This window comes from Streptomyces sp. NPDC048516 (assembly GCF_043199875.1).
Taxonomy (GTDB): Bacteria; Actinomycetota; Actinomycetes; order Streptomycetales; family Streptomycetaceae; genus Streptomyces.
This window is the reverse complement of the sequence record NZ_JBICWS010000003.1, coordinates 512395-536265: the sequence shown is the minus strand read 5'-3', so window position 1 is coordinate 536265 and position 23871 is coordinate 512395. Positions and strand designations below refer to the sequence as shown.

Annotated in this window: 19 protein-coding genes and 2 rRNA genes; 13 read left to right on the top strand and 8 right to left on the bottom strand. The window is 71.4% G+C overall.

The genetic code is table 11. The features are described from left to right. Together ACGFR7_RS09505 and rrf are read left to right on the top strand one after the other, a co-directional pair. A 23S ribosomal RNA gene (locus ACGFR7_RS09505) occupies positions 1-74 on the top strand; the annotation flags it as partial. Between the two features lie 74 nt (positions 75-148). Next, positions 149-265, top strand: a 5S ribosomal RNA gene (gene rrf / locus ACGFR7_RS09500). 418 nt (positions 266-683) lie between these two features. Here the strand turns inward: rrf and ACGFR7_RS09495 are convergent. From ACGFR7_RS09495 to ACGFR7_RS09475, 5 genes are read right to left on the bottom strand one after another with little or no spacing between them, the layout of a single operon-like run. Continuing rightward, on the bottom strand, positions 684-1994 hold the full coding sequence (locus tag ACGFR7_RS09495) for a DUF58 domain-containing protein (RefSeq protein WP_393315325.1): 1311 nt from the start codon (positions 1992-1994) through the stop codon (positions 684-686). A gap of 9 nt (positions 1995-2003) precedes the next feature. Further along, positions 2004-2969, bottom strand: a complete 966-nt coding sequence (locus ACGFR7_RS09490) for an AAA family ATPase (protein WP_393315323.1) — start codon at positions 2967-2969, stop codon at positions 2004-2006. Then, the gene (locus tag ACGFR7_RS09485; protein ID WP_393315320.1) at positions 2950-4179 is read right to left on the bottom strand and encodes a DUF4350 domain-containing protein; all 1230 of its coding nucleotides are present in this window, start codon (positions 4177-4179) and stop codon (positions 2950-2952) included. Before ACGFR7_RS09485 ends, ACGFR7_RS09490 begins: the two co-directional genes overlap by 20 nt. After that, positions 4176-4847 (bottom strand): DUF4129 domain-containing protein, encoded by a 672-nt coding sequence (locus ACGFR7_RS09480; protein ID WP_393315318.1) that lies wholly within the window; start codon positions 4845-4847, stop codon positions 4176-4178. The genes ACGFR7_RS09485 and ACGFR7_RS09480 overlap by 4 nt, the downstream gene beginning before the upstream one ends. A 22-nt stretch (positions 4848-4869) precedes the next feature. Further along, positions 4870-6504, bottom strand: a complete 1635-nt coding sequence (locus ACGFR7_RS09475; protein ID WP_393315315.1) for a hypothetical protein — start codon at positions 6502-6504, stop codon at positions 4870-4872. A gap of 152 nt (positions 6505-6656) precedes the next feature. Here ACGFR7_RS09475 and mtnA point away from each other — a divergent pair, with 152 nt between their 5' ends. From mtnA to ACGFR7_RS09440, 7 genes are all read left to right on the top strand, one after another. Continuing rightward, positions 6657-7823, top strand: a complete 1167-nt coding sequence (gene mtnA, locus ACGFR7_RS09470) for an S-methyl-5-thioribose-1-phosphate isomerase (RefSeq protein ID WP_393315312.1) — start codon at positions 6657-6659, stop codon at positions 7821-7823. Beyond that, positions 7820-8497 carry a two-component system response regulator MtrA gene (gene mtrA, locus ACGFR7_RS09465; RefSeq protein WP_088797934.1) on the top strand — a complete coding sequence of 226 codons (678 nt, stop codon included), beginning with the start codon at positions 7820-7822 and terminating at the stop codon, positions 8495-8497. The genes mtnA and mtrA overlap by 4 nt, the downstream gene beginning before the upstream one ends. A gap of 64 nt (positions 8498-8561) precedes the next feature. Continuing rightward, positions 8562-10613, top strand: coding sequence for an MtrAB system histidine kinase MtrB (gene mtrB, locus ACGFR7_RS09460; protein WP_393315308.1), 2052 nt, complete (start codon positions 8562-8564; stop codon positions 10611-10613). Further along, a complete protein-coding gene (locus tag ACGFR7_RS09455; RefSeq protein WP_393315305.1) occupies positions 10603-12486 on the top strand; it encodes an LpqB family beta-propeller domain-containing protein in 1884 nt (627 codons plus the stop codon). Before mtrB ends, ACGFR7_RS09455 begins: the two co-directional genes overlap by 11 nt. Before the next feature lie 439 nt (positions 12487-12925). Then, positions 12926-13654, top strand: coding sequence for a ComF family protein (locus ACGFR7_RS09450; protein ID WP_393315302.1), 729 nt, complete (start codon positions 12926-12928; stop codon positions 13652-13654). 293 nt (positions 13655-13947) lie between these two features. Further along, a complete protein-coding gene (hpf, locus tag ACGFR7_RS09445; protein WP_393315299.1) occupies positions 13948-14637 on the top strand; it encodes a ribosome hibernation-promoting factor, HPF/YfiA family in 690 nt (229 codons plus the stop codon). 230 nt (positions 14638-14867) lie between these two features. Then, positions 14868-15629: a response regulator gene (locus ACGFR7_RS09440; protein WP_393315296.1), complete on the top strand. Its 762-nt coding sequence runs from the start codon at positions 14868-14870 to the stop codon at positions 15627-15629. Between the two features lie 130 nt (positions 15630-15759). On the opposite strand, the gene ACGFR7_RS09435 is transcribed toward ACGFR7_RS09440, so the two are convergent. Continuing rightward, positions 15760-16989, bottom strand: coding sequence for a winged helix-turn-helix domain-containing protein (locus tag ACGFR7_RS09435; protein WP_393315293.1), 1230 nt, complete (start codon positions 16987-16989; stop codon positions 15760-15762). Positions 16990-17158: 169 nt separating this feature from the next. Continuing rightward, positions 17159-17818, bottom strand: a complete 660-nt coding sequence (locus tag ACGFR7_RS09430; RefSeq protein ID WP_393315290.1) for a GNAT family N-acetyltransferase — start codon at positions 17816-17818, stop codon at positions 17159-17161. Positions 17819-18070: 252 nt separating this feature from the next. Here ACGFR7_RS09430 and secA point away from each other — a divergent pair, with 252 nt between their 5' ends. Further along, entirely contained in the window at positions 18071-20896 is a 2826-nt protein-coding gene (gene secA, locus ACGFR7_RS09425; protein WP_393315287.1) for a preprotein translocase subunit SecA, read from the top strand. A gap of 159 nt (positions 20897-21055) precedes the next feature. On the opposite strand, the gene ACGFR7_RS09420 is transcribed toward secA, so the two are convergent. Continuing rightward, positions 21056-21469 carry an Rv3235 family protein gene (locus ACGFR7_RS09420; RefSeq protein ID WP_393315284.1) on the bottom strand — a complete coding sequence of 138 codons (414 nt, stop codon included), beginning with the start codon at positions 21467-21469 and terminating at the stop codon, positions 21056-21058. Between the two features lie 415 nt (positions 21470-21884). On the opposite strand from ACGFR7_RS09420, the gene ACGFR7_RS09415 reads away from it, so the two are divergent. The 3 genes from ACGFR7_RS09415 to ACGFR7_RS09405 all read left to right on the top strand — a co-directional run bounded on the left by ACGFR7_RS09415 (position 21885) and on the right by ACGFR7_RS09405 (position 23603). Continuing rightward, positions 21885-22079, top strand: a complete 195-nt coding sequence (locus ACGFR7_RS09415) for a hypothetical protein (RefSeq protein ID WP_393315281.1) — start codon at positions 21885-21887, stop codon at positions 22077-22079. A 262-nt stretch (positions 22080-22341) separates the two neighbouring features. Further along, positions 22342-22848 (top strand): DUF6912 family protein, encoded by a 507-nt coding sequence (locus tag ACGFR7_RS09410; protein ID WP_393315278.1) that lies wholly within the window; start codon positions 22342-22344, stop codon positions 22846-22848. Positions 22849-22940: 92 nt separating this feature from the next. Beyond that, positions 22941-23603, top strand: a complete 663-nt coding sequence (locus ACGFR7_RS09405; RefSeq protein ID WP_393315275.1) for an HAD family hydrolase — start codon at positions 22941-22943, stop codon at positions 23601-23603. Positions 23604-23871 lie beyond the last annotated feature (268 nt).

Sequence of the window (23871 nt, the reverse complement as noted above, 5' to 3'; positions counted from 1 at the left end):
GGTTGATAGGCCAGATATGGAAGCCCGGTAACGGGTGGAGTTGACTGGTACTAATAGGCCGAGGGCTTGTCCTCAGTTGCTCGCGTCCACTGTGTAGGTTCTGAAGTAACGACCTGTGTCATTGCCGGGTTGGTCAACTTCATAGTGTTTCGGTGGTCATTGCGTTAGGGAAACGCCCGGTTACATTCCGAACCCGGAAGCTAAGCCTTTCAGCGCCGATGGTACTGCAGGGGGGACCCTGTGGGAGAGTAGGACGCCGCCGAACAATCTTTCAGCTCCGGTCCCTGAACCTTCGTGGTTCAGGGACCGGAGCTTTTTTGCGTTGGTGGAATGCCTCATTGTTCAGCCCGGGTTTCGACTTCGAGGGCGGGGCATTTTTGCGTGGGGCGGTGGAGCGTTGGGCTCATGGGGTGTGGTCAGGGGAGAGGGACCGCGGGGTGCGGGGCAAGAAAGCTGAGATGGCTGGGTCTCGGCTTTCTGAGGGGCGTCCTTCAGCTTGCTTGCCAGCGTTCTTGAGCGCCGGGGTTCACCCGGAGATGGTGCAGGTTCTCCGCGTGGAGCTGCTGCTCAGCCCAACTGCCCCAACTGCCGGTAGCCACGTATTCACGTAGCGACGTATTTCGTGGTGTGTGTCGGCTTCTGGCCGGGGCCTGCATTCGGCAGGGGCGCTGGGCTGGATGGCTTTACAGGCGGCCGGTGGACTTCAGGGTGAGGTAGGCGTCGGCCAGGTCGGGGGCCAGGCTGGCCGGGGTGGAGTCGATGACGGTGATGCCGTGGTGGCGGAGGCGGTCCGCGGTGCGGCGTCGGGCGGCGTGGGTCTGTTCCGCTGCTGCGGCGGCGTAGACGGCCTGTGGGGTGTGACGGCCGGCGGCCATTTCCTCGATGCGGGGGTCGGCCACGGCCGCGACGATGAGTTCATTGCGTTGGGTGAGACCAGGGAGGACGGGCAGGAGGGCTTCCTCCACGGGGGCTGCGTCCAGGCCGGTGAAGAGCACGATGAGGGACCGTCGCGGAGTGCGGCGGTGGATGGCGGCGGCAAGGCCGCGGGCATCTGCCTCGACGAGTTCGGATTCGAGGGGCGCCAGGGCATCGGTCAAGGCCGGGAGGAGGTCGCGTGCCGCGCGGCCTTGTACGGAGGCGCGTATGCGGCGGTCGTAGGCGAGCAGGTCCACTCGGTCGCCGGCGCGGGCGGCGAGGGCGCCGAGCAGGAGGGCGGCGTCCATGGAAGCGTCGAGGCGGGGAACGTCACCGACTCGGCCCGCGGAGGTACGGCCGGTCTCCAGGACGAGCAGGATGCGCCGGTCCCGCTCGGGGCGCCAGGTGCGGACCGCGAGGTGGTGCCGGCGGGCGGTGGCGCGCCAGTCGATGGAGCGGGTGTCGTCGCCGGGCGTGTAGTCGCGGAGGCTGTCGAACTCGGTACCTTCGCCGCGGGTGAGGATGCTGGTGCGGCCGTCGAGTTCGCGGAGCCGGGCGAGCTTGGCGGGGAGATGCTTGCGGCTGGTGAAGGGGGGCAGGACGCGCAGCGTCCAGGGGACGTGCCGGCTTCCTTGCCGGGCGGCCAGGCCGAGCGGGCCGTAGGAGCGGACCGTGACGCGGACCGCGTGATGGTCACCGCGGCGGGTGGGGCGGAGCGTCGTGGTGAGGCGGCGGCGTTCGGCGGCGGGGATGCGGATGGTGTGGCGGGACTCGGAGGTGTCCGCGCCGGGGCGGAAGGAACTCGGGGGCCAGGCGTCGCGGATCGTGGCGCGCAGGGTGCGGCGGCTCGGGTTGGTGACGGTGAGGTGCGAGGAGGCTTCGCCCGCCAGTCGAACTGCTGTGTCACCGGTTCGGGTGATATGCAGCTTTCGCACTGGCGCGGCGAGCAGGAGATCGCACAAAATTGCTAGCAGCAAGGCGAGTTGGACGAGGAGGACGCCGAGCCAGCTGGGCAGCACGAAGCCGACGAAGAGCGCTCCGAGTGCGGAGATGAGGGCAGTGCGTCCGGTGAGGGCCACGGTGTCGTCTCAGCGGGGGACGGGGAGATGGGCGAGAACGGCGTTGATCACGGAGTCTGCGGTGACTCCTTCCATCTCCGCTTCGGGGCGGAGGTGGACGCGGTGTCGGAGCGTGGGAAGAGCAAGGGCCTTGACGTCGTCAGGGGTCACATAGTCGCGGCCGGTGAGCCAGGCCCAGGCTCGTGACGTGGAGAGCAGGGCGGTGGCGCCTCGGGGGGAGACGCCGAGAGAGAGCGAGGGGGAGTCGCGGGTGGCACGGCAGATATCGACGATATAAGCGGTGACCTCGGGGGAGACGGCGGTCTTGGCGACCGCGGCCCGGGCGGCGTCGAGGTCGGCGATGGAAGCAACGGGGCGCAGTCCCGCGGCGCCGAGGTCGCGAGGGCTGAAGCCGGCCGCATGCCGGGTGAGGATGTCTATCTCGTCGTGGCGGGCAGGCAGCGGCACCGTCAGCTTCAGGAGGAAGCGGTCGAGCTGAGCCTCGGGGAGCGGGTAGGTGCCCTCGTATTCCACCGGGTTCTGCGTGGCCGCCACCAGGAACGGCTCGGGGAGGGGCCGGGCTGCGCCGTCGACGGTCACCTGCCGCTCTTCCATTGCTTCGAGCAGGGATGCCTGGGTCTTGGGAGGCGTGCGGTTGATCTCGTCGGCGAGCAGGAGGTTGGTGAAGACGGGGCCTGGCTGGAAGGAGAACTCGGAGCTGCGGGCGTCGTAGACCAGTGAGCCGGTGACATCGCTCGGCATCAGGTCAGGCGTGAACTGGACGCGCTTGGTGTCGAGTTCGAGAGCTGCCGACAGGGCGCGTACGAGCAGGGTCTTGGCGACGCCGGGGGCGCCCTCGAGAAGCACATGGCCGCGGCAGAGCAGGGCGACGACCAGCCCGGTGACGGCGGGGTCCTGGCCTACGACGGCCTTGGCTATCTCGGTGCGCAGGTCCTCCAGGGAGGTGCGGGCGCTGTCAGCGGTCGGGGTGCTCACGGGGGGCGTGCCTCTCTTGGGAAACGATCGAGGATTCGAGTGCGTCGAGTTGGTCGGCCAGGTGCACCAAGGCTCTGTCGTCCGCGGGAGCCGGGCCGAAGAGCAGGGCATCGAGGCCTGTTTCGGCGCCGGGGGCGGAGGTCAAGTGGGCGTGGAGAGAGGGCAGGAGGACGTCGGCAGTGTGGGCGTGCGCCGAGGCCACTCCGATGAGGGGGGCGAGCCGGGCGCGGGTTGCGGAGCGCAGCACGGCAGCGGCCCGGTCGCGGGCGTTGGCCTGCTCGTAGAGACGGGCGTGGCCCTCGGTGGTCTCGGCGGCCGGGACGGTGACGGGGAGTCGTTCCGCAACCAGGGGGCCGAGTCGACGGGCGCGCCACAGGGCCGCCGGCACGGCGGCGAAGGCGAGTTGGAGCAGGGCCCAGCGCCAGCCGGAAGGGATGAGGTCGAGGAAACCGCGCTGGTCGTCCTGAGCGGATGACGGGTCGCTCACGGAGGGGAGGTACCAGACCAGATGCTTGCGCGTACCGAGGAGTTGAAGGGCCAGCGAGGCGTTGCCGTGCTCGGCGAGATGGTGGTTGTAGAGGAGATCGGCGGAGCCGAGGAGCACGGTGTCGCGGCCGTTGTCGGGGGCCGGAAGGCGCAGCAGGGTGGCGGTGCCGGCGCCGGGGTAACAGCGATCGGCGCCGCCAGCGGCGGTGGTGTAGCGGAGGCCGCCGAGGAGGGCGCTGCCCGCCCGGTGGGCGGCCGGCAGGGAGCAGGAAGGCCGGCGTACCGAGGTAGGGGCCGGGGGTTCCATCTGGACGCCGGGGGCGAAGGTTTCGAGGGCCGCTGCTCCCGGGGCGAGCAGGACGGTGCGTCCGGGAGTGTGCGCGGTGGCGGTGTGCAGGCCCGTCAGCTGATCTTGTGTCAGCACGTCGGGGTCGGTGATGAGCAGCGTGGTGTCGGGGCCGGCCGCGGCAGCGGCCTCCTCGGAGCTGGTCGCGACCTGGGTGGAGACGCCGTGGGAGGCGAGGAGTTGGGACAGGGCCCGGCTTCCGGTCCGGTCGGCGGAGCGCGGGTCGAGCCGTCCGTGCTGTTCGCCGGACTGCAGGGCCCCGAGGATCACACCGCTGACGACGAGCAGAAGAAGCGCCAGCAGTGGGCCGCGCAACCGGCTCCACAGACCACGAGCGGTGGAAGGCGGTGCGGGGGCGTCGGTGGCGGTCGTGGTCATCCGCTGCTCCTGGTCGGGGTGGTGGCCAGGGCGGGCTTGGCGTGCTGCAGGTCGGTGTCGAGACCGGCCAGCAGGGCGTACGCCGCTTCCGTGCCGGGGCGGCCGCCGTATGTGACGTCGTCGAAGGTGCGGGCCGCGGCGCGGAGTTGGCCGGCGTACTCGGGAAATGCGCGGGCGGCCTCGGTGGCGGCCTCGTCGGCGGTGCGGCCCGGGCCGGGGGTGAGCAGTGCGCGCTCCTCCAGCGCGAGGACGAGGGCGCGCATGCGGTCCTGGACGGCCTGGTTCCAGTGGCCCTCGGCGGCGTGCCGGTCGGCGGCGGACCGGTGTTCGGCGGCAGTGCGGGGTGCTTCGGCGAAGAGTGCGCCGCCCGTGGTCGGAGTGCGGCGCACCGCACCGAGACGCAGCCGGAGGGCGATGATCAGCAGAACGACGCAGGCGGCGATGGCGAGGAGCCCGATCCAGCCGCCCGGTGTGGTGCCGGCGGCCGCGTTGGCGAGTTCGTTGATGCGTGCCCAGAGCCAGTCAAGGGCCTGCTGGATCGGGTTGGGGTCGTGCTGGTGGTACCGGGGGTCGGACAGTTCGCGCTCGGCCGCCTCGCGGGCGGGGACGCGCGGAGTCCTCACCGGTATGTCGTCGGAGCGCGCCATGAGTCGTCCGAGCGCGGCCATGTTCCCCCCTCTGGTCACCGCATCAGCTTCCCGGCGCGGCGTCGTCGGGGCGTTGGCCGGGACCGTCGGCGGGCGTGGTGGTGTCCTTGGCCGGGGCGGCCGGGGGCGTGGCGCTGCCGGTGGCCGTGGTGCCCGCCTCGGGGCTTTCCTCTGGGGCGCCTTGCGCGTGGGCGCCGTCCGGCGTGGAGTTGTCCGGCTTTGCGCCGCCCGCTGGGGTGTCGGCGGAGGCCGGTGCGGCAGTTGCCGGTGTGGTGCCGGCGGTCGTGCTCGGGGCTGCGGGAGCGGGCGTGGCCGGGTGGGCGTGGGGAGCTTCGGTGCCGTAGCCGGGGAGGCCCGCGGCGCGGGCGAGTTCGAGGTCGAGTGCCTCACGGCGGATGCGCTGGTCCATGTACAGGAGCGCGGTGACGCCGGCGGTGATCGGGAAAGTGATGGTGGAGCTGACGACGGCTCCGATGCCCAGCACGATCAGGAAAGGCCAGCTGGTGGTGTTGCTGGTGCCGTTCGCCCAGTCCATGAGGTTCTCGCCGCCGATGACGAAGGCGACGATGGTGGCCGGGATCTGGATGATGAACTCGACGATGCCCACCAGGAGATAAGCGAGGAGCTGCACACCCAGCACGCGCCACCAGGTGCCCCGTACGAGCTTCGCGGAGCGGCGCATGGCGCTGATGACGCCCTGCTTCTCCAGCATCAGGGCGGGCGAGGCGAGGCTGTAGCGGACCCCCAGCCAGATGCTCACGATGCCGGCGGCCAGCCCGCCGAGCAGGGTGAGGAGCAGTCCGGTTTCCAGCGTGCCGGTGGCGGTGACGAGGAGGCCGGGAGCCACGCCGACCGCACATATCGCCGTGATGAGCAGGGGCAGCAGGACAAGCAGGCCGAGCAGGCGCGGGAGTTGGGTCCGCGCATCGCGCCAGGCTTCCCCGGCGGTCACCGAGCGGCCCAGGACGGCACGGCTCACGACCATGGTCAGGAGCCCCGTGACGATGATCGTGGCGAGCAGCCCGATCGCCGCGGTGATGCCGCTGGCGGCAAGCGAATTGACCATCTGCTGCAGGGATTCGCGGAGGGGCGGAACGTTGTCGTTCGTCAGGGAAGGCGCGCGGCGCGAGCTCTGGAACCAGAGGCCGGTGACCACGGTGATGGCGGTCTGTGCGACGACCGCGACGATCAGCGAGATGCCGAGGACCGTGCGCCAGTGGGCGCGCATGGTGGCGACCGCACCGTCGAGGATCTCGCCGACGGCGAGCGGGCGCAGCGGAATGATGCCGGGCTTGGCAGCCTGCGGCCCGGGTGCCCAGGCGCCGCCCCAAGGGGGCTGACTGCCGGGGTGGCTGCCCCAGTGACCGGGGGTGCCGCCCCAGCCGGGGCTGCCCGTGCCAGGGCCTCCCGGGCCGGACGACGAGGCACGGGAGCGCTCGCCGCTCGCGCGGTTACCGCTCCCGTGGGGGCCGCTCTGGCCGCGGATGCCGGTGGGGGCCGACCAGCGGGCGGCGGGGGGCTGTTCCTTGGACCAGTTCGGCGGGGCCGACTGCTCGCCAGGGCCGGACCGTTCCTCCTGCGGGGGCTGCTCTTCCTGAGGCGGCTGCTCCTGAGTGCCGCGGCCCGGCTCGTCGGAGGGAGTGGATCCGGGCGAGGCCCAGCCCGGAGAGTTGTTCATCGTCGCTCCTTCTGGCTGCCCGTCCGCCGGGGCGGCTGGGGTGCGGGGTCCGCGGTGGCAGTCATCGTGTCATGGCCGTCGATGTGGTGTACCGGTGCCCGGAGCGAGAGGGGACCTTCTGTTCGAGGGGCCATCAACGGCAGACTGAACGAATGGGCGATCAGTACGAGGTATCCGAGGCGGGCGCCGCGGCGCTCACCATTCCGTCGTTGCGCTGGGAGGAGCCGCCCGAGGGGCCCGTGGTGGTCCTCCTCGATCAGACCCGGCTGCCGGCGGAGGAGGTCGAGCGGGTCTGCACCGACGTCCCGGCGCTGGTGGAGGCGATCCGGACGCTGGCCGTGCGCGGGGCACCGCTGCTGGGCATCGCGGGTGCCTATGGCGTCGCGCTGGCCGCGGCACGGGGCTTTGACGTGGAGGAGGCGGTGGAGGCGCTGGCGCAGGCCCGGCCGACCGCGGTCAATCTGGGCTACGGCGTCCGGCGGGCGGCTGCCGCGTACCGCGCGGCGGCGGCCGACGGGGCCGATGCCCAGGCGGCCGCGGCGCTGGCCGAGGCGCGGGCCGTGCATGCCGAGGACATCGAGGCCAGCACACGGATGGCGGAACACGGGCTGGCGCTGCTGGGCGAGCTGCTGCCGGGCGGCGGCCACCGGATTCTCACGCACTGCAATGCGGGTGCGCTGGTGTCCGGGGGCGAGGGCACCGCCCTGGCGGTGGCGCTGGCGGCGCACCGTGCCGGTGAGCTGCGCCGGCTATGGGTGGACGAGACGCGGCCGCTGCTGCAGGGAGCGCGGCTGACCGCCTACGAGGCCGCGCGCACGGGTATGGCCTACACGGTGCTCCCGGACGGCGCGGCAGGCTCGCTGTTCGCCGGGGGTGAGGTGGATGCGGTGCTGATCGGCGCGGACCGGATCGCGGCGGACGGTTCGGTGGCCAACAAGATCGGCAGCTATCCACTGGCGGTGCTGGCGCGGTACCACCACGTTCCGTTCGTGGTGGTGGCCCCGACCAGCACGGTGGATCTGGAGACCGAGGAGGGGTCGGACATCGAGGTGGAGCAGCGGCCGGGCCAGGAAGTGACGGAGTTCTCGTTGCCGTACGCACAGGGGCCCGGGGTGGAGGCGGGCTCCGGCATACAGGTCGCGCCGCTGGGCGCACAGGCCTACAACCCGGCCTTCGACGTCACTCCCGCGGAGCTGGTGACGGCGATCGTCACGGAGGCCGGAGTGGTGTCGCCGGTGACCCGGAACGGGCTGGCAGAGGTGTGTTCCACGTCACGATGGAGTAAGTCACGATCAGGTAATGGGATGATGGCCGAATGAAGGGACGCGTCCTGGTCGTCGACGACGACACCGCACTGGCAGAGATGCTTGGCATCGTGCTGCGCGGCGAAGGTTTTGAACCGTCGTTTGTGTCGGACGGTGACAAGGCCCTTGCGGCCTTCCGGGAGACCAAGCCCGATCTCGTGCTGCTCGATCTGATGCTGCCGGGGCGGGACGGTATCGAGGTGTGCCGGCTGATCCGGGCCGAGTCCGGAGTACCGATCGTCATGCTGACCGCCAAGAGCGACACGGTGGATGTGGTGGTCGGGCTCGAATCGGGCGCGGACGACTACATCGTCAAGCCGTTCAAGCCCAAGGAGCTGGTGGCCCGTATCCGGGCGCGGCTGCGGCGTTCGGAGGAGCCGACGCCCGAGCAGCTGGCGATCGGTGACCTGGTCATCGATGTGGCGGGCCACTCGGTGAAGCGCGAGGGGCAGTCGATCGCGCTGACGCCGCTGGAGTTCGATCTGCTGGTGGCGCTGGCACGCAAGCCGTGGCAGGTGTTCACGCGTGAGGTGCTGCTCGAGCAGGTCTGGGGCTATCGGCACGCCGCCGACACCCGGCTGGTCAATGTCCATGTGCAGCGGCTGCGCTCCAAGGTCGAGAAGGACCCGGAGCGGCCGGAGATCGTGGTGACCGTGCGCGGGGTCGGCTACAAGGCCGGGCCCAGCTGAGATGATCCGGGACGGTTCGGCCCCGGAGGGAAAGCGGGGGCGCACCGTCGACCCGGCGGGCGATATGTCCTTTTCGGGGAAGGTGTCTGCCTGGCTGCTCCGCGGGGGGCAGCTGCTGCCCGACGGCGCGGTGAGCGGGCCGGTCCACCCTCTGCTCCGGCTCTTCAGCCGCTGGGTGCGGCGGCCGCTGCTGCCCGCCCTGCGGCTGTGGCGGCGCAATATCCAGCTGCGCGTGGTGGCGACCACGCTCCTGATGTCGCTGGCCGTGGTGCTGCTGCTCGGTGTCGTGGTCGTCGGCCAGGTCCGTAACGGCCTGCTCACGGCCAAGGCGCAGGCCGCGCAGAGTCAGGCCGTGGGCGGCTTCAGCGTCGCCCAGAAGATGGCCGACGGCGCCGACGACACCCGGCCCGACGACACCGCGCGCACCGGAAGCCGCGGCACCCAGGACTCCGCGACCTGGCTGACCGGCCTGGTCGAACAGCTCGCCAGCGGCGGGCAGGGCGTCTTCTCCGTCGTGGCGCTCAGCTCCGATTCCGACGAACCGTTCGGTGACTCCAGCCCCGGTACGCGCGGTCCGCGCGCCTCCGGCGATGTCGATCCCGAGCGGAGCGTGCCCCCCGAGCTGCGGCGGAAGCTGGAGACCAAATCCGGCACGTTCCGCCAGTACACCGAGATCAAGCGCATCGGGTCGGACGACGGCCTGCCGGCGCTGATCATCGGCAAGCGGCTCAACGATGTGAACAGCAACCAGTACCAGCTCTACTACCTCTTCCCGTTCAGCCAGGAGGAGGAGTCGCTCAAGCTGGTGACGGGGACGCTGGCGACGGCCGGGGTGTTCGTCGTGATCCTGCTCGGCGCGATCGCCTGGCTGGTGGTGCGGCAGGTCGTCACGCCCGTACGGATGGCCGCGGGGATCTCCGAGCGGCTGGCCGCCGGTCTCCTCCAGGAGCGGATGAAGGTCACCGGCGAGGACGACATCGCCCGGCTCGGCGAGTCCTTCAACAAGATGGCGCAGAACCTCCAGGTCAAGATCCAGCAGCTGGAGGAGCTGTCGCGGATGCAGCGCCGCTTCGTCTCCGACGTCTCGCACGAGCTGCGTACGCCGCTGACGACCGTACGGATGGCGGCCGATGTCATCCATGACGCGCGGGACGAGTTCGACCCCGCCACCGCGCGCTCCGCCGAGCTGCTGCGCGGCCAGCTCGACCGTTTCGAATCCCTGCTCGCCGAGCTGCTGGAGATCAGCCGGTTCGACGCCGGGGCGGCCGCGCTGGAGGCCGAGCCGATCGATCTGCGCGATGTGGTGCACCGCGTCATCGAGGGGGCCGAACCGCTCGCCGAGCGCAAGGGCACCCGGATAGTGGTGCGCGGCGCCGAGCAGCCGGTGATCGCCGAGGCGGACACCCGCCGGGTGGAACGCATACTGCGCAATCTCGTCGTCAACGCCGTCGAGCACGGCGAGGGCCGCGAGGTGGTGGTGCGGCTGGCGTCCGCGGGCAGCCCGAGCGGTGGCGCGGTGGCCGTCGCGGTGCGTGACTACGGGGTCGGCCTCAAGCCCGGCGAGGCCGCCCGGGTCTTCAACCGTTTCTGGCGTGCGGACCCGGCCCGGGCCCGTACGACCGGCGGGACGGGGCTGGGCCTGTCCATCGCCGTCGAGGACGCCAGGCTGCACGGCGGCTGGCTGCAGGCCTGGGGCGAGCCGGGCGGCGGCTCGCAGTTCCGGCTGACGCTGCCCCGTGCGGCCGGCGAGACGCTGCGCGGGTCCCCGATCCCCCTGGAGCCGGAGGACTCGCGGCGCAACAGCGGTCTGGACGAGGCGGGCCGGCCGCGGGCCGGGGCGGCGCGCAAGACGTCCACGATCCCGGTGCAGACGCGTGCGTCACAAGCGGCTGACACCGCCGTCCCCGCCCCCGAGCCGAAGATGTCCTGGCCGGTGGCCGACCCGACGGCGCTGCCCGGCAACGGTGCCCGTGTGGTGCCGCACAGCGGGGGCGCAGGGAGCGACGAGGCGGCGCACGGCGAGAGTGCGCGCACCGACGAGCCGGTCGATGAGGACCGGGGCGAGCAGGAAGCCGAACGGGGCGTGGATCGGGAAGGCGGGCTGCGTGGACACTGAGCGCGGAGGCGGGCAGGGAGCGGGGACCGGGCCCCGTGAGCGCGCCCGCCGGGGAGCCGGGCCGGCGCGGACATTCCTGCTGCTGGGCTGTGCGGCGGCGCTGCTGGCCGGGTGTGCGTCGATGCCCGACGGCGGGGACGTCACCTCGGTGGACCAGTCGCCGCGCTCCGAAGGTGAGTCGCAGGTGCGGGTCTACGGAGTCCCGCCGCAGGACGGTGCGCAGCCGACCAACATCGTCCGCAGCTTCCTCGATGCCACTACCAGCGACGAGGCGGATTTCCGTACGGCCACCCAGTATCTGGCCAAATCGGCGAAGCGGACCTGGCGGCCGTTCCAGGTCACCAATGTGCTCCAGGAGCGCCCGAAGCCCGAGCCGAAGGCGCTGCCCAACCGGGAGGACTCGAACGGCTACACGGTCACGCTGTCCGGCAGTCAGGTGGCGGCGGTGGACGACAGCCACGCCTACACACCGGAGGAGAAGCCCTACCGCCAGACGATCCACCTCGTCAAGGAGGACGGGCAGTGGCGGATAGACCGGCTGCCCAACGGACTGGTGCTCGGGCTGTCGGACTTCCAGCGCATCTATCGCTCCGTCAACAAGTACTACTTCGCGTCCTACAACTCCGAGTCGGGGGAGCCGAAGGCGAACCGGAACGTGCTCGTCGCGGACCCGGTCTACCTGCGGCAGCGAATAAAGCCGATCACGGCCGGCGTGGAGGCGCTGCTGTCCGGGCCCACCGACTGGCTGAACAACGTGACGACCTCGGCCTTCCCGACCGGCACCCGGCTGGCCGCGCACGACCTGGCGCTGGACGACTCCAATGCGCTGCGGGTCAAGCTCAGCAAGGACGCGGTGAACACCGACAGCACCCAGTGCAAGCAGATGGCGGCTCAGCTCTTCTTCACCGTCCAGGACATGACGCGGGCTTCGAAGATCAGCGAGGTCGAGCTCCAGGACAACAGCGGCAACTCGCTGTGTTCGCTGTCCCAGGAGCAGGCCGAGCAGGACTTCGCCCCGTCCCCGGGCACCGGGCGGTCCGGCAAGGAGTACTTCATCGACGCCGACCACAAGGTCGTCGGCATGTCGGACTCCGCAACCGAACCGACGCCGGTGCGCGGGCCGTTCGGCACCGGCAAGACCCCGCTGCGCTCGGTCGCCATCTCGCGCGGCGAGGACACCGCGGCGGGTGTGTCGGACGACGGCCGGTCGCTGTACGTGGCCCCGATGGAGGACGGTATCGAGCGCGGTGATCCGCTGCTGACCAGCACGGGTTCGGCCAAGAACCCCGATAGGGGGCTGACGGCGCCGAGCTGGGACGGTCTGGGTGATCTGTGGATCGCGGACCGCGATGCGCACGGTTCACGGCTGCTGCGGCTGCGCGAGGGCAAGAGCGCCCCCGAAAAGGTCGCGGTGCCCGGTCTCGGCGACCGCCGGATCAAGGCGATCAAGGTGGCCGCCGACGGCATCCGGATCGCGGTCCTGGTGGAGGACAAGGGCCGTACGACGCTCCAGTTGGGCCGGGTCGAGCGCGACGGGAGTTCGGCGCACCCCGAGCTTTCGGTGCAGGAACTGCGGCCGATCGCACCGCAGTTGGAGGACGTGGTGGCCGCCTCCTGGGCCGGTGGCAGCCGCTTGGTGGTCGTCGGGCGGGAGTCCGGCGGAGTCCAGCAGATGCAGTTCATGGAGACCGACGGTTCGGCGTCCGATGCGCAGACCCTGCCCGGTGTCAACGGCGTCATCGCGGTGGCGGCCTCGGAGGACGAGGCCCGGCCGTTGATCGCCGATGCCGCGGAGGGCATCGTGCGGCTGCCTCAGGACGCGAACTGGAAGACCGTGGCGAAGGACGGGACGGCACCGGTCTATCCCGGGTGAGCGGGGGCGGTGGCTGGTTGGCGGTGGCCGGTGGGCGTGACCCGTGAACCGTGACCTGTGATCGGTGATCGGTGACCGTGATCGGTGTTCGGTGAGGGGTGGCCGGGTGACGCGGATGAGTGGCGTCCGCCCGGTGCCGAGGGCGGGTCCGCTGTGCCCCCGCCCTCGTCCCGGGACGTGCGAGGGGCATGGGCTGCCGCGTCGGCCGGCGCCTGCTCACCCCCACCGGCAGGCCCGCAGGCCCACAGAGCGCAGACCCGCAGAGCGCAGACCCACTGGTCCACAGGCCCCGCAGATTCGGCAGGGCGCAGATCGGCAGGCCGCAGATCCCCTAGATCCTCTAGATCCCGCAGTTCGGCAGCCCCGCGGCCATGGTTATCCAGGGCCACGGTTATCCACAGGGGTGGTGGCCGGGCCTGGACGGCGGGACAGTGGAGTCATGCAGGGGGTGTGGCGCGAACTGGCAGGTCTGGTGCTGCCGGTCGACTGTGCGGGGTGTGGCCGGCCGCGTACGGAGCTGTGTGCGGAGTGTCGCCGGAGGCTTGGGCGGGACGGACGCGGGGCGCAGCGGGTGCGCCCGTGGCCGAGCCCGGCGGGGCTGCCCCGGGTCTGGGCAGGGGCGCCCTACGCCGACGAGGTGCGGGCGGTGCTGCTGGCCCACAAGGAGCGGGGTGCCCTGCGGTTGGCCGGGCCGCTGGGGGCGGTGCTGGCCGGGGCCGTGCGAGGGCTGGGGCCGTTCGGCGGCCCCCAGCTGCTGGTGCCGGTGCCCTCGGCCCGGAGAGCGGTGGCCGGACGGGGCCATGATCCGGTGCGCAGGATGGCGCTGAGGGCGGCCGGGGAGCTGCGGCGGGCGGGCGCGGGGGCCCGGGTGCTCGATGTGCTGCGGCAGCGTCGCGCGGTGTCCGACCAGGCGGGACTGAGCGCCCGCCAGCGGCTGGCGAATGTCGCCGGTGCACTGGAGGTGCCGGTCCCTGCCGCGAGGCTGCTGGCGGGGCGGTCAGTGGTGCTGGTGGACGACCTGGTGACGACGGGGGCCACCCTGGCGGAGGCGGCCAGGGCGGTCAGGGCGGCCGCCGGCCGGGTGACCGGGGCCGCGGTCGTGGCGGCACCCCGCAGTGCGTTCGCCGCCGGTCGTGAAGCGAGGGAGTCGTTACCACGTGGCAGATAGGCGAGGAGGAAAAGTCACCCAAATGGAGCCGAGGGCTCCGAGGGGGTGCCGACATCCGTCCGGGAGAGCTATGTTCGGTTGTGAGGACTTGGCGAGTGTTTTGCCTCGAATGTCGTGATGGATGCGTTCAGGGGTGTTTGCGGCGACCCTGAAAACGGGGGAGTGGAGAGCCGGTCGTCGGGGGAGGAGGAGGTGAAAGTCGCCAAGTCCGAGGCTTCGGCAACCACCGGAGCCTGGTGCAAGAAGGAATTGCTCCGCCTGATGAGCGGAGCGATCCGGGAACGGAGTTCTGCGTGGACATCGTCGTCAAGGGCCGCAAGACAGAGGTGCCCGAGCGGTTCCGCAAGCACGTGGCCGAGAAGCTGAAGCTGGACAAAGTCCAGAAGCTCGACGCCAAGGTGATCAGCCTGGACGTCGAGGTGTCCAAGGAGCCCAACCCGCGGCAGGCCGACCGTTCCGACCGAGTGGAGATCACGCTCCACTCCCGTGGCCCGGTGGTCCGGGCCGAGGCCGCCGCGGCCGATGCGTACGCCGCACTGGATCTGGCCACCGCGAAGCTCGAGGCGCGTCTGCGGAAGCAGCACGACAAGCGCTACTCGCGTCGCGGCAACGGCCGCATCCCGGCGAGCGAGGTCGCTGTCAGCGTGCCGGATGCCGCGAGCCTGAACACCAACGGCGAACTGGCCGCCGCCGAGGCCGACCAGACGGTGCCGACCACGAAGATGGGATGTATCGACGTCCAGGGCGAAGGGCCCCTGGTCGTCCGCGAGAAGACCCATTCGGCCGCGCCGATGCTGCTCGACCAGGCGCTCAACGAAATGGAGTTGGTCGGGCACGACTTCTACCTCTTCGTCGACGCCGACACCAAGCTGCCGAGTGTCGTCTACCGGCGGCACGCCTACGACTACGGAGTCATTCACCTGAACCCCGACTTGTTCGGGGAGGAGGAGCCCGGCGGCGCAGGCGGCGCGCTGGGCGGCTGAACCCCACTCGCTCGGTGCCCCCGGCGCACGCCGGGGGCACCATCGTGCCCGGAGGGGGCAAGAGTTGAAGCCGTATAGTGTTTGTGCCGACCAGGGAGTATGTGGACACGAAACGGCGACGTGCCGGGGAGGCGGTCGTATGACATCGATCGGGCCGGCAGGGGGCTGTTGTCAACCAGCCTTATTTCCAAGCTCTGGCCTCGCGGCCGAGTAGTTGACGGGGAGGACCCATGGGGGACAGTTTCGGGCCTGTGCGCGGCACCGCGGACGATGACCACAGCGGTGCCGGGGGTGACGACGAGGCCGGCCGGGCCGTGAGCATGCCGCGCAAGGAGCCGATCCGGGTTCTGGTCGTGGACGACCATGCACTCTTCCGGCGGGGTCTGGAGATCGTGCTGGCCCAGGAAGAGGACATCCAGGTCGTCGGCGAGGCGGGAGACGGTGCGGAGGCGGTCGACAAGGCCGCGGACCTGCTGCCCGACATCGTGCTGATGGATGTACGGATGCCCAAACGCGGTGGCATCGAGGCGTGCACCTCCCTCAAGGAGGTGGCCCCCAGTGCGAAGATCATCATGCTGACGATCAGCGACGAAGAGGCCGATCTCTACGACGCGATCAAGGCCGGCGCCACCGGCTACCTCCTCAAGGAGATCTCCACCGACGAGGTGGCGACCGCGATCCGCGCCGTGGCGGACGGCCAGTCGCAGATCAGTCCCTCGATGGCGTCCAAGCTCCTGACGGAGTTCAAGTCGATGATCCAGCGTACGGACGAGCGCAGGCTGGTGCCCGCGCCCCGGCTCACCGACCGTGAGCTGGAGGTCCTCAAGCTGGTCGCCACGGGCATGAACAACCGCGATATCGCCAAGGAACTCTTCATCTCCGAGAACACGGTGAAGAACCACGTCCGCAACATCCTGGAGAAGCTGCAGTTGCACTCCCGGATGGAAGCGGTGGTGTACGCGATGCGGGAGAAGATCCTCGAGATCCGGTGAGCCGGTCGGCCCTGAGCCGGTGAGCCGGTGACCTGGTGAGCCGGTCGGCCGTGGCCGCCGGCCCGGTGGGCGCGGTCCTGGCGCGCCGGGTGACCGGGGGCTGACGAGCCCCCGCAGCCCTCGGCCGGTGCTACTGACCACCCGTACGGGTGAGTTCCGTGCGCAGTGCGGTGGCCAGTTTCGGATCGTCGTAGCGCTCCACGCGTACCACATCGCAGCCGACCCAGGTCGCGGCTTCCCGAAGGGCCCGGGCCATCGGGGCGACGGCCTTGGAGCCCCGCATCGAGACCTGGCGGGCGACGAGCGTGGTGCCCTCACGCGCCGGGTCCACCCGGCCCACCAGCCGGCCGCCCGCCAGCAGGGGCATCGCGAAGTAGCCGTGAACCCGCCGGGGGCGCGGGACATACGCCTCCAGCCGGTGCGTGAAGCCGAAGATCCGCTCCGTGCGCGGCCGGTCCCAGATCAGGGAGTCGAAGGGCGAGAGCAGCGTGGTGCGGTGCCGGCCGCGGGGCGGGGCGGCCAGCGCGGCGGGGTCTGCCCAGGCGGGCCTGCCCCAGCCCTCCACCTCGACCGGGACCAGGCCGGAGTCGGCGACCACGGCATCGACCTGCTCGGCCTTCAGACGGTGGTAGTCCGCGAGGTCGGCGCGCGTGGCCACCCCCATGGCGGCCCCGGCCTGGGCCACCAGGCGGCGCAGGCAGGCGGCGTCGTCCAGATCGTCGTGGAGCAGTGTGTCCGGGACGGCGCGCTCGGCGAGGTCGTAGACGCGCTTCCAGGCACGGCGCTGGGTGCAGACCACCTCGCCGGTGTCCAGCAGCCACTCCACCGCGATCTTGGTCTCGGACCAGTCCCACCACTCCCCGCCCTTGCGTCCGCCGCCCAGCTCCGAGGTGGTCAGCGGGCCGTCGGCTTTGAGGCGGTCAAGGACGGCTGCACAGGAGCGCTCGGAGTCCTCCATGACATGCCAGCGGTGGCCCTTGGCACGGCGGGCGCGGCGGCGGAAGGCGAAGTGCGGCCACTCCTCGATGGGCAGGATGCAGGCGGCGTGCGACCAGTATTCGAAGCTGTGGGGCCGTGCCGCGGACGCGTCGGAAGGAGACGCGCTCCAGTAGGCGGCCTCGACGGCGGGGCGGCCGACGGCGCCGAGGCGGGCGTAGGGCACCAGCTCATGGGAGCGGGCCAGCACCGAGATCGTGTCCAGTTGCACGGCGCCCAGCTGCCGCAAGACCCCGCGCGCCCCGGCCCGGCGGTCCGGGGCGCCCAGCAGCCCCTGGGCCCGCAGCGCCATGCGCCGGGCGTCGTCGCGGGACAGAGCGGCCACAGGCTGTGGCAGAGGCGGTGGCTGCGTCACGGCGGTCATGCGGCACAGCGTAGGGGCGGGCACTGACAACGCCCCCGGGCACGGGAGTCGCCGCTGGTGGCGGCGTTGCCACGCCCGCCCGGAGCGGGACCGCCGTGGCGCGGCGGGCCGCCCGGGCCGGGGCACGCAGCTCGTCGCTCGGCCGGGGCAGGGCAGCTGCGGCCGGCCGTCAGCCGGGGTAGGGCAGATACGGGGTCGCGTCCGGGCGGCGGGTGCCGGCGCGGCCGGCCGGTGCGCGCTCCCCGGGCAGGTCGGGCTCCCCGGGCAGGTGGGGCTCCCCGGGCAGGTCGGACGGGAGCAGGGAGCCGATCCAGACGTCCCGGCGGGTGCCCTCGCGCACCGTCTTGGCGCGCAGCGTGCCCTCCATATGGAAGCCGAGCTTGCGGGCCACCGCCCGGGAGCCTTCGTTTCCGGCCTCCGCGTGCCATTCCAGGCGCTCCACTCCCAGGTCGTCAAAGCCCCAGCGCACCACCGTGCGGGCCGCCTCGACGGTGCAGCCCCGGCCGCGGTGCTCCTTGGCGGTCCAGTAGCCCAGCTCGGCCTGCCGCTCGGGGGTGTGCAGCCGGCCGAGGCGTACCAGGCCCATCGCGCCCACCAGGGAGCCGTCCGCCCGGGAGACGACGGCGAAGTGGTACGCGGTGTCGTCGCGCCAGCCCTCGGGGGCGACCGTGCCGACGAAACGCACCGCGTCCTCGATGCCGTACGGTGACGGGACACCCGTCCAGCGCGGAATATCGGGCTCCTGGCACGCGGCATGCACCGCGGGTGCGTCGGAGGGCTCGAAGGGACGCAGCACAAGGCGCTCGGTGGCGAGGGTGACGGGCTTCATGACGTGAGTCTGCAAGGTGGCGCGGAGCGCGGCGAGGGGTTTTCCGCGCGATTCCCGGCACCTGCCCGGCACCTTCTCGCGGCCTCGTGCGTTCACGCTGGGGAGGGGACAGCGGGGTTCGCTGCGGCGGACCTCCCGGCCCGGCAGCGTCCTCCTTTACGATGGCCGTTGCGGCGGGGCCTGCCCCCTTGGAAAAATGCCGCGCCCGCGCACTCGACCGTGCAGGCCCGACCGGCAAGGAGACCAGCCCAAGTGTCCGTCTTGACGAAGATCATGCGTGCAGGCGAAGGAAAGATCCTGCGCAAACTGCACCGCATCGCGGGCCAGGTCAACTCCATCGAGGAGGATTTCGCAGCGCTCTCCGACGCCGAGCTGCGGGCGCTCACGGATGAGTACAAAGAGCGTTACGCCGACGGCGAGAGCCTCGATGACCTGCTGCCCGAGGCGTTCGCCACGGTTCGCGAGGCCGCCCGGCGGGTGCTCGGCCAGCGTCCCTACGACGTCCAGCTGATGGGTGGCGCGGCCCTTCACATGGGGTATGTCGCCGAGATGAAGACCGGTGAGGGCAAGACCCTGGTCGGCACCCTCCCGACGTATCTCAACGCGCTGTCCGGCAAGGGCGTCCACCTGATCACGGTGAACGACTACCTGGCCGAGCGCGACTCGGAGATGATGGGCCGGATCCACAAATTCCTGGGCCTGACGGTCGGTTGCATCCTCGCCGACATGACGCCGGCCCAGCGCCGTGAGCAGTACAACTGCGACATCACCTACGGCACGAACAACGAGTTCGGCTTCGACTACCTGCGTGACAACATGGCCTGGTCGCAGGACGAACTCGTCCAGCGGGGCCATAACTTCGCGGTGGTCGACGAGGTCGACTCGATCCTCGTCGACGAGGCCCGTACGCCGCTGATCATCTCCGGCCCGGCGGACTCGGCCACCAAGTGGTACGGCGACTTCGCCAAGTTGGTGCGCCGCCTGAAGCGGGGCGAGGCCGCCAACCCGCAGCGCGGCATCGAGGAGACCGGCGACTACGACGTCGACGAGAAGAAGCGCACCGTCGGCATCCACGAGTCCGGTGTCAGCAAGGTCGAGGACTGGCTGGGTATCGACAACCTGTACGAGTCGGTGAACACCCCGCTCGTCGGTTACCTCAACAACGCGATCAAGGCCAAGGAGCTCTTCAAGAACGACAAGGACTACGTCGTCATCGACGGCGAAGTCATGATCGTCGACGAGCACACCGGCCGTATCCTCGCCGGCCGCCGCTACAACGAGGGCATGCACCAGGCCATCGAGGCGAAGGAAGGGGTGGAGATCAAGGACGAGAACCAGACGCTCGCCACGATCACCCTGCAGAACTTCTTCCGCCTCTACGACAAGCTCTCCGGCATGACCGGTACGGCCATGACCGAGGCCGCGGAGTTCCACCAGATCTACAAGCTCGGCGTCGTCCCGATCCCGACGAACCGCCCGATGGTCCGTATGGACCAGGCGGACCTGATCTACCGCACGGAGACCGCGAAGTTCGACGCGGTCGTCGAGGACATCGTCGAGAAGCACGGGAAGGGCCAGCCGATCCTGGTCGGCACCACCTCGGTCGAGAAGTCCGAATACCTCTCCCAGCAGCTCAACAAGCGCGGTGTCGCCCACGAGGTGCTCAACGCCAAGCAGCACGACCGTGAGGCGCCGATCATCGCGCAGGCCGGCCGCAAGGGCGCGGTGACGGTCGCCACGAACATGGCCGGCCGTGGTACGGACATCAAGCTCGGCGGCAACCCCGACGACCTGGCCGAGGCGGAGCTGCGCCAGCGCGGCCTGGACCCGGTCGAGCACGTCGAGGAGTGGGCGGCCGCGCTGCCCGCCGCCCTGGAGCGCGCCGAGGCCGCGGTCAAGGCGGAGTTCGAGGAGGTCAAGGAGCTCGGCGGGCTCTACGTCCTGGGCACCGAGCGGCACGAGTCGCGGCGCATCGACAACCAGCTGCGCGGTCGTTCCGGCCGTCAGGGCGACCCGGGCGAGTCGCGGTTCTACCTCTCCCTGGGCGACGACCTGATGCGGCTGTTCAAGGCGCAGATGGTCGAGCGGGTCATGGCGATGGCCAACGTCCCCGACGACGTACCGATCGAGAACAAGATGGTGACGCGGGCGATCGCCTCCGCCCAGTCGCAGGTCGAGCAGCAGAACTTCGAGACGCGGAAGAACGTCCTGAAGTACGACGAGGTGCTCAACCGCCAGCGTGAGGTCATCTACGGCGAGCGCCGCCGCGTCCTGGAGGGTGAGGACCTGCAGGATCAGGTCACGCACTTCATGGAGGACACCATCGACGCCTACATCCAGGCGGAGACGGTCGAGGGCTTCGCCGAGGAGTGGGACCTGGACCGCCTGTGGGGCGCGTTCAAGCAGCTCTACCCGGTCAAGGTGACGGTCGAGGAGCTGGAGGACGAGGCCGGCGACCGTGCGGGCCTCACCGCCGAGTTCATCGGCGACGCCGTCAAGGACGACATCCACGAGCAGTACGCCGCCCGCGAGGAGCAGCTGGGCTCGGACATCATGCGCGAGCTGGAGCGCCGGGTCGTGCTGTCCGTCCTGGACCGCAAGTGGCGTGAGCACCTTTACGAGATGGACTACCTCCAGGAGGGCATCGGCCTGCGGGCGATGGCCCAGAAGGACCCGCTGGTCGAGTACCAGCGCGAGGGCTACGACATGTTCACCGCGATGATGGAGGGCATCAAGGAGGAGTCCGTCGGCTACCTGTTCAACCTGGAGGTCCAGGTCGAGCAGCAGGTCGAGGAGGTCCCGGTGCAGGAGGCGGCGGAGCCGGCCTCGCTGGACAAGCAGGAGGCGGTGCCCGCGGGGGCCGGGCGTCCGGAGATCCACGCCAAGGGCCTGGAGGCGCCGCAGCGTCCGGACCGGCTGCACTTCTCCGCCCCCAAGGTGGACGGCGACGGCAGTGTCATCGAGGGCGACTTCATCAGCGACGAGGAGGCGGTGCCGGCCCGTTCCGAGGCGGACGGTCTGACCCGTGCCGAGCGGCGCAAGGCCCAGAAGAGCGCAGGGCGTCGCCGCAAGAAGTGAGCGAGGAGGCGGCCCGGGCATCTGGTGCCCCGGCCGTGTGAACAAGGGCGCCCCGGCCGGAGAACGGCCGGGGCGCCCTTGTGCTGCCGGGCAGGGCCGGTGCCGGGCAGGGTGTCATCCGCATTGCCGGGCAGGGCGTCAGCTGCGCTGCCGGGCAGGTCAGAAGGCCGGGCCGCGGCCGGCCGGGGACGGGCCGATGTCGAGGGCGGCGCAGCGCCACCGGGAGTCGGCGCCCAGCTCCAGCCGGAAGGCCAGGGCCCGCAGCCGCCCGTCCGCCGCGATCCGGGCGAAGGCCTCGATGACGCCGCGCCGCGGCCGGCACAGCCCGCAGTCGCGCACGGTGGGGGCCTCTCCGCGCCGGCCGGACGCCGTGACCGGCCGCAGCGGCGCCTGCGGGGCGAGCTCGGCCAGCCGGTCGTACGCGGCGGGCAGCGCATGCCCCAGCAGGGCGTGGACGGGGCGCTGTCCGCTGAGCGCGAGCACCAGCTGATGGGCGAACCAGTGATGCGGCCGGCCCTCGTGCGCCCTGCGCCGCGCCCCGGCGGTGGGCAGGGGGACACCGGCCCCGTTCACGGGCGTGGACGGGGCCAAGGCGCCGGACCGCCGGCTCGCGGCGGCGGCCAGGGCGGCGGGGCGGCCGGAGTGCGGGGCGCCGCGGGTGGGGCCGCGGCCGGCGGATCCGGGGCCGCGACGCCCCGGACCGGTCCCCCGGCCGGGGGAGCCGGGGCCGCTCCCGGCGGGGCCGAGGGGACGGCGGTCGGCAGGGGAGCGGCCGGCGGCGGGCGAGCGGCGGGGCCGGGGGGACGTGGGGACGGGGGCGGTGGGAGCAGTGGGGACAGTGGGAGCAGTGGGGGCAGTGGGGGCCGTTTCCGGCGTTCCGGCGGGACGGGTCCGAGGACCGTCGTCGTCGCCAGGGGAGCCGGTGGAGGGCGCGGGCGCGGTGTCGGCAGGGGGCGCGGACGTGGTGCCGGCGGACGGAGCAGGTGCGGTGCCGGCGGACAGAGCGGGTGCGGTGCCGGCGGGAGGCACGGAGCGGGTGGACGGAGCGGCCGGAGCGGGCGGAAGGGGTGCCGTGGGCCGCTCGGTGGGATCGCTGCTGGCCGCTGCGGTGGGTGTGGTGTGCGCCGTGGTGCCGTTCGTGCCGGTCATGCTGCTGATCGCCCCCGTTGTGCCGGGCCCGTGAATTACTGGGCGGTAGCTTTCTTGGTGGGGAACTTCGTATCGGCGCGATCGGGGCGGCAGCAAGGCGCACGGAGACCGGGGCGAAGGGTGCGAAGAGTTCACCCGTCCGTGGCGCGGGCTTGCGGCAAGGCCTCGGAGCGGGGTGGAAGCCGGGCTCCGGGCGGGCGGCCCGGGGGGTGCCGGGGCGGCACGATGGGGGACTCGCGCCCGTATGCTGGCGGGACAATCTTCGGAGTCGAGCGAATCGAGCGGAAGCGGCTGCCATGCGCGTCTATGTCCCCCTGACCCTTTCCGGTCTCGCAGAGGCGCACAAGAACGGCGAACTGGGCCCCGGCCCCCTGGACGCGTACGCCGTCACGCCCGCGCTGCGCGAGTGGTACGTCTCCGACGACATCGAGGAGCTGGAGTACGCCGCGCTGAACCGCGCCGCGCAGGCCTCGCTGCGGCTGCTCGCCGGGCACCCGGACCTCGCGCGCCGGCGCGTGGTGGTGGCCGTGGACGTGGCGGACGGTGCCGCGGTGGCGGATCCGGACCGGGGGCTCGACCAGTCGGCGCTGGGCGAGGTCCGGGTCGCCGGGCCGGTGCCGCTGTCGAAGGCCGCCGCGGTGCATGTGGATGCGGCGGACGCGGAGGCGGACATCGCGGCGGCCGCCGGGGCGCTCGGCGCGGCCGACCAGGGCGATGACGATGCTCAGTTCACGGTGGACGGCGCGGAGGACCACGACCTGATGTGGTTCGGGGTGCAGGAGATCCCGCATCTGATCGGGTGAGACGCGGCCTGTCCGCGGATCCGGCCGCGTTGTCAGTGGCGGCGGGTACTTTTTCTTCAGGGGAAACGCACGGGAACGACGTGGGGGACCACATGGGGAAGCACGCCACACACATCGTCTGGGACTGGAACGGCACCCTGTTCCACGACATCGAGGCCGTCATCGGGGCGACGAACTCCGCCTTCGCGGAGATCGGGCTGGAGCCGATCACCCTCGAAACGTACCGGGACCTGTACTGCGTGCCCATCCCGCGGTTCTACGAGCGGCTGATGGGACGCCTGCCGACGGACGCCGAGTGGCTGGTGATGGACGAGGCGTTCCACCGCCACTACAGCACGCACCGCCTGGGCTGTGAGCTGGCCGAGGGCGTCGACATGCTTCTTGAGGGGTGGCAGACGGCCGGACGCAGCCAGTCGATCCTGAGCATGTACGGGCACGACGAGCTGCTGCCGATCGTGCGCGGCTTCGGGATCGAGTCGCGGTTCGTGCTGGTGGAAGGCAGGACCGGGCCGTCCGGGGGCACCAAGAGCGCGCATATGGTGCGGCATCTGGCGGCGATGGAGGGCGTGGATCCGGCGCGCACGGTGGTCATCGGTGACGCCGTGGACGATGCCGTGGCCGCGCGGGACGCGGGCGCCCATGCGGTGCTCTACACCGGCGGATCGCACAGCCGGGGGAGCCTGGCGGCCGCCGGGGTGCCGGTGGTGGACACGCTTGCCGAGGCGGTCGAGCTGGCGGGCGACATAGCCGTCTAGGGGCCTGTCGGGCCGCCGGGGCGGGAGGGCAGGTGTCCCCGTGCGCCGTTCCTGTGGGGCCGCCGGGCCGTGTGCGGTGCGGCACCACGCATATGTGGCCCCGCCGCGCCGTTGTCCAGAAGGTCTAAGTTCGGGCCGTGGTTTTGTACGCACAAGGCCCATGACGGCACCCGTGTGAGGAGAGATAGCCTTGCACCGTGATCAGCGCGATAACCCGCGGGGGCATCGAGGCCCCTGCCGTGCGCCCGGGGCACCACCGTGACCGGGC

Coding starts and splice junctions, on each gene's coding strand:
- ACGFR7_RS09410 (WP_393315278.1), top strand. CDS start 22,342: ATGCGCGTCTATGTCCCCCTGACCCTTTCCGGTCTCGCAGAGGCGCAC.
- ACGFR7_RS09450 (WP_393315302.1), top strand. CDS start 12,926: ATGCAGGGGGTGTGGCGCGAACTGGCAGGTCTGGTGCTGCCGGTCGAC.
- ACGFR7_RS09440 (WP_393315296.1), top strand. CDS start 14,868: ATGGGGGACAGTTTCGGGCCTGTGCGCGGCACCGCGGACGATGACCAC.
- mtrA (WP_088797934.1), top strand. CDS start 7,820: ATGAAGGGACGCGTCCTGGTCGTCGACGACGACACCGCACTGGCAGAG.
- ACGFR7_RS09430 (WP_393315290.1), bottom strand. CDS start 17,818: ATGAAGCCCGTCACCCTCGCCACCGAGCGCCTTGTGCTGCGTCCCTTC.
- ACGFR7_RS09475 (WP_393315315.1), bottom strand. CDS start 6,504: ATGAACAACTCTCCGGGCTGGGCCTCGCCCGGATCCACTCCCTCCGAC.
- ACGFR7_RS09405 (WP_393315275.1), top strand. CDS start 22,941: ATGGGGAAGCACGCCACACACATCGTCTGGGACTGGAACGGCACCCTG.
- mtrB (WP_393315308.1), top strand. CDS start 8,562: ATGTCCTTTTCGGGGAAGGTGTCTGCCTGGCTGCTCCGCGGGGGGCAG.
- ACGFR7_RS09480 (WP_393315318.1), bottom strand. CDS start 4,847: ATGGCCGCGCTCGGACGACTCATGGCGCGCTCCGACGACATACCGGTG.
- ACGFR7_RS09485 (WP_393315320.1), bottom strand. CDS start 4,179: ATGACCACGACCGCCACCGACGCCCCCGCACCGCCTTCCACCGCTCGT.
- mtnA (WP_393315312.1), top strand. CDS start 6,657: ATGGGCGATCAGTACGAGGTATCCGAGGCGGGCGCCGCGGCGCTCACC.
- ACGFR7_RS09435 (WP_393315293.1), bottom strand. CDS start 16,989: ATGACCGCCGTGACGCAGCCACCGCCTCTGCCACAGCCTGTGGCCGCT.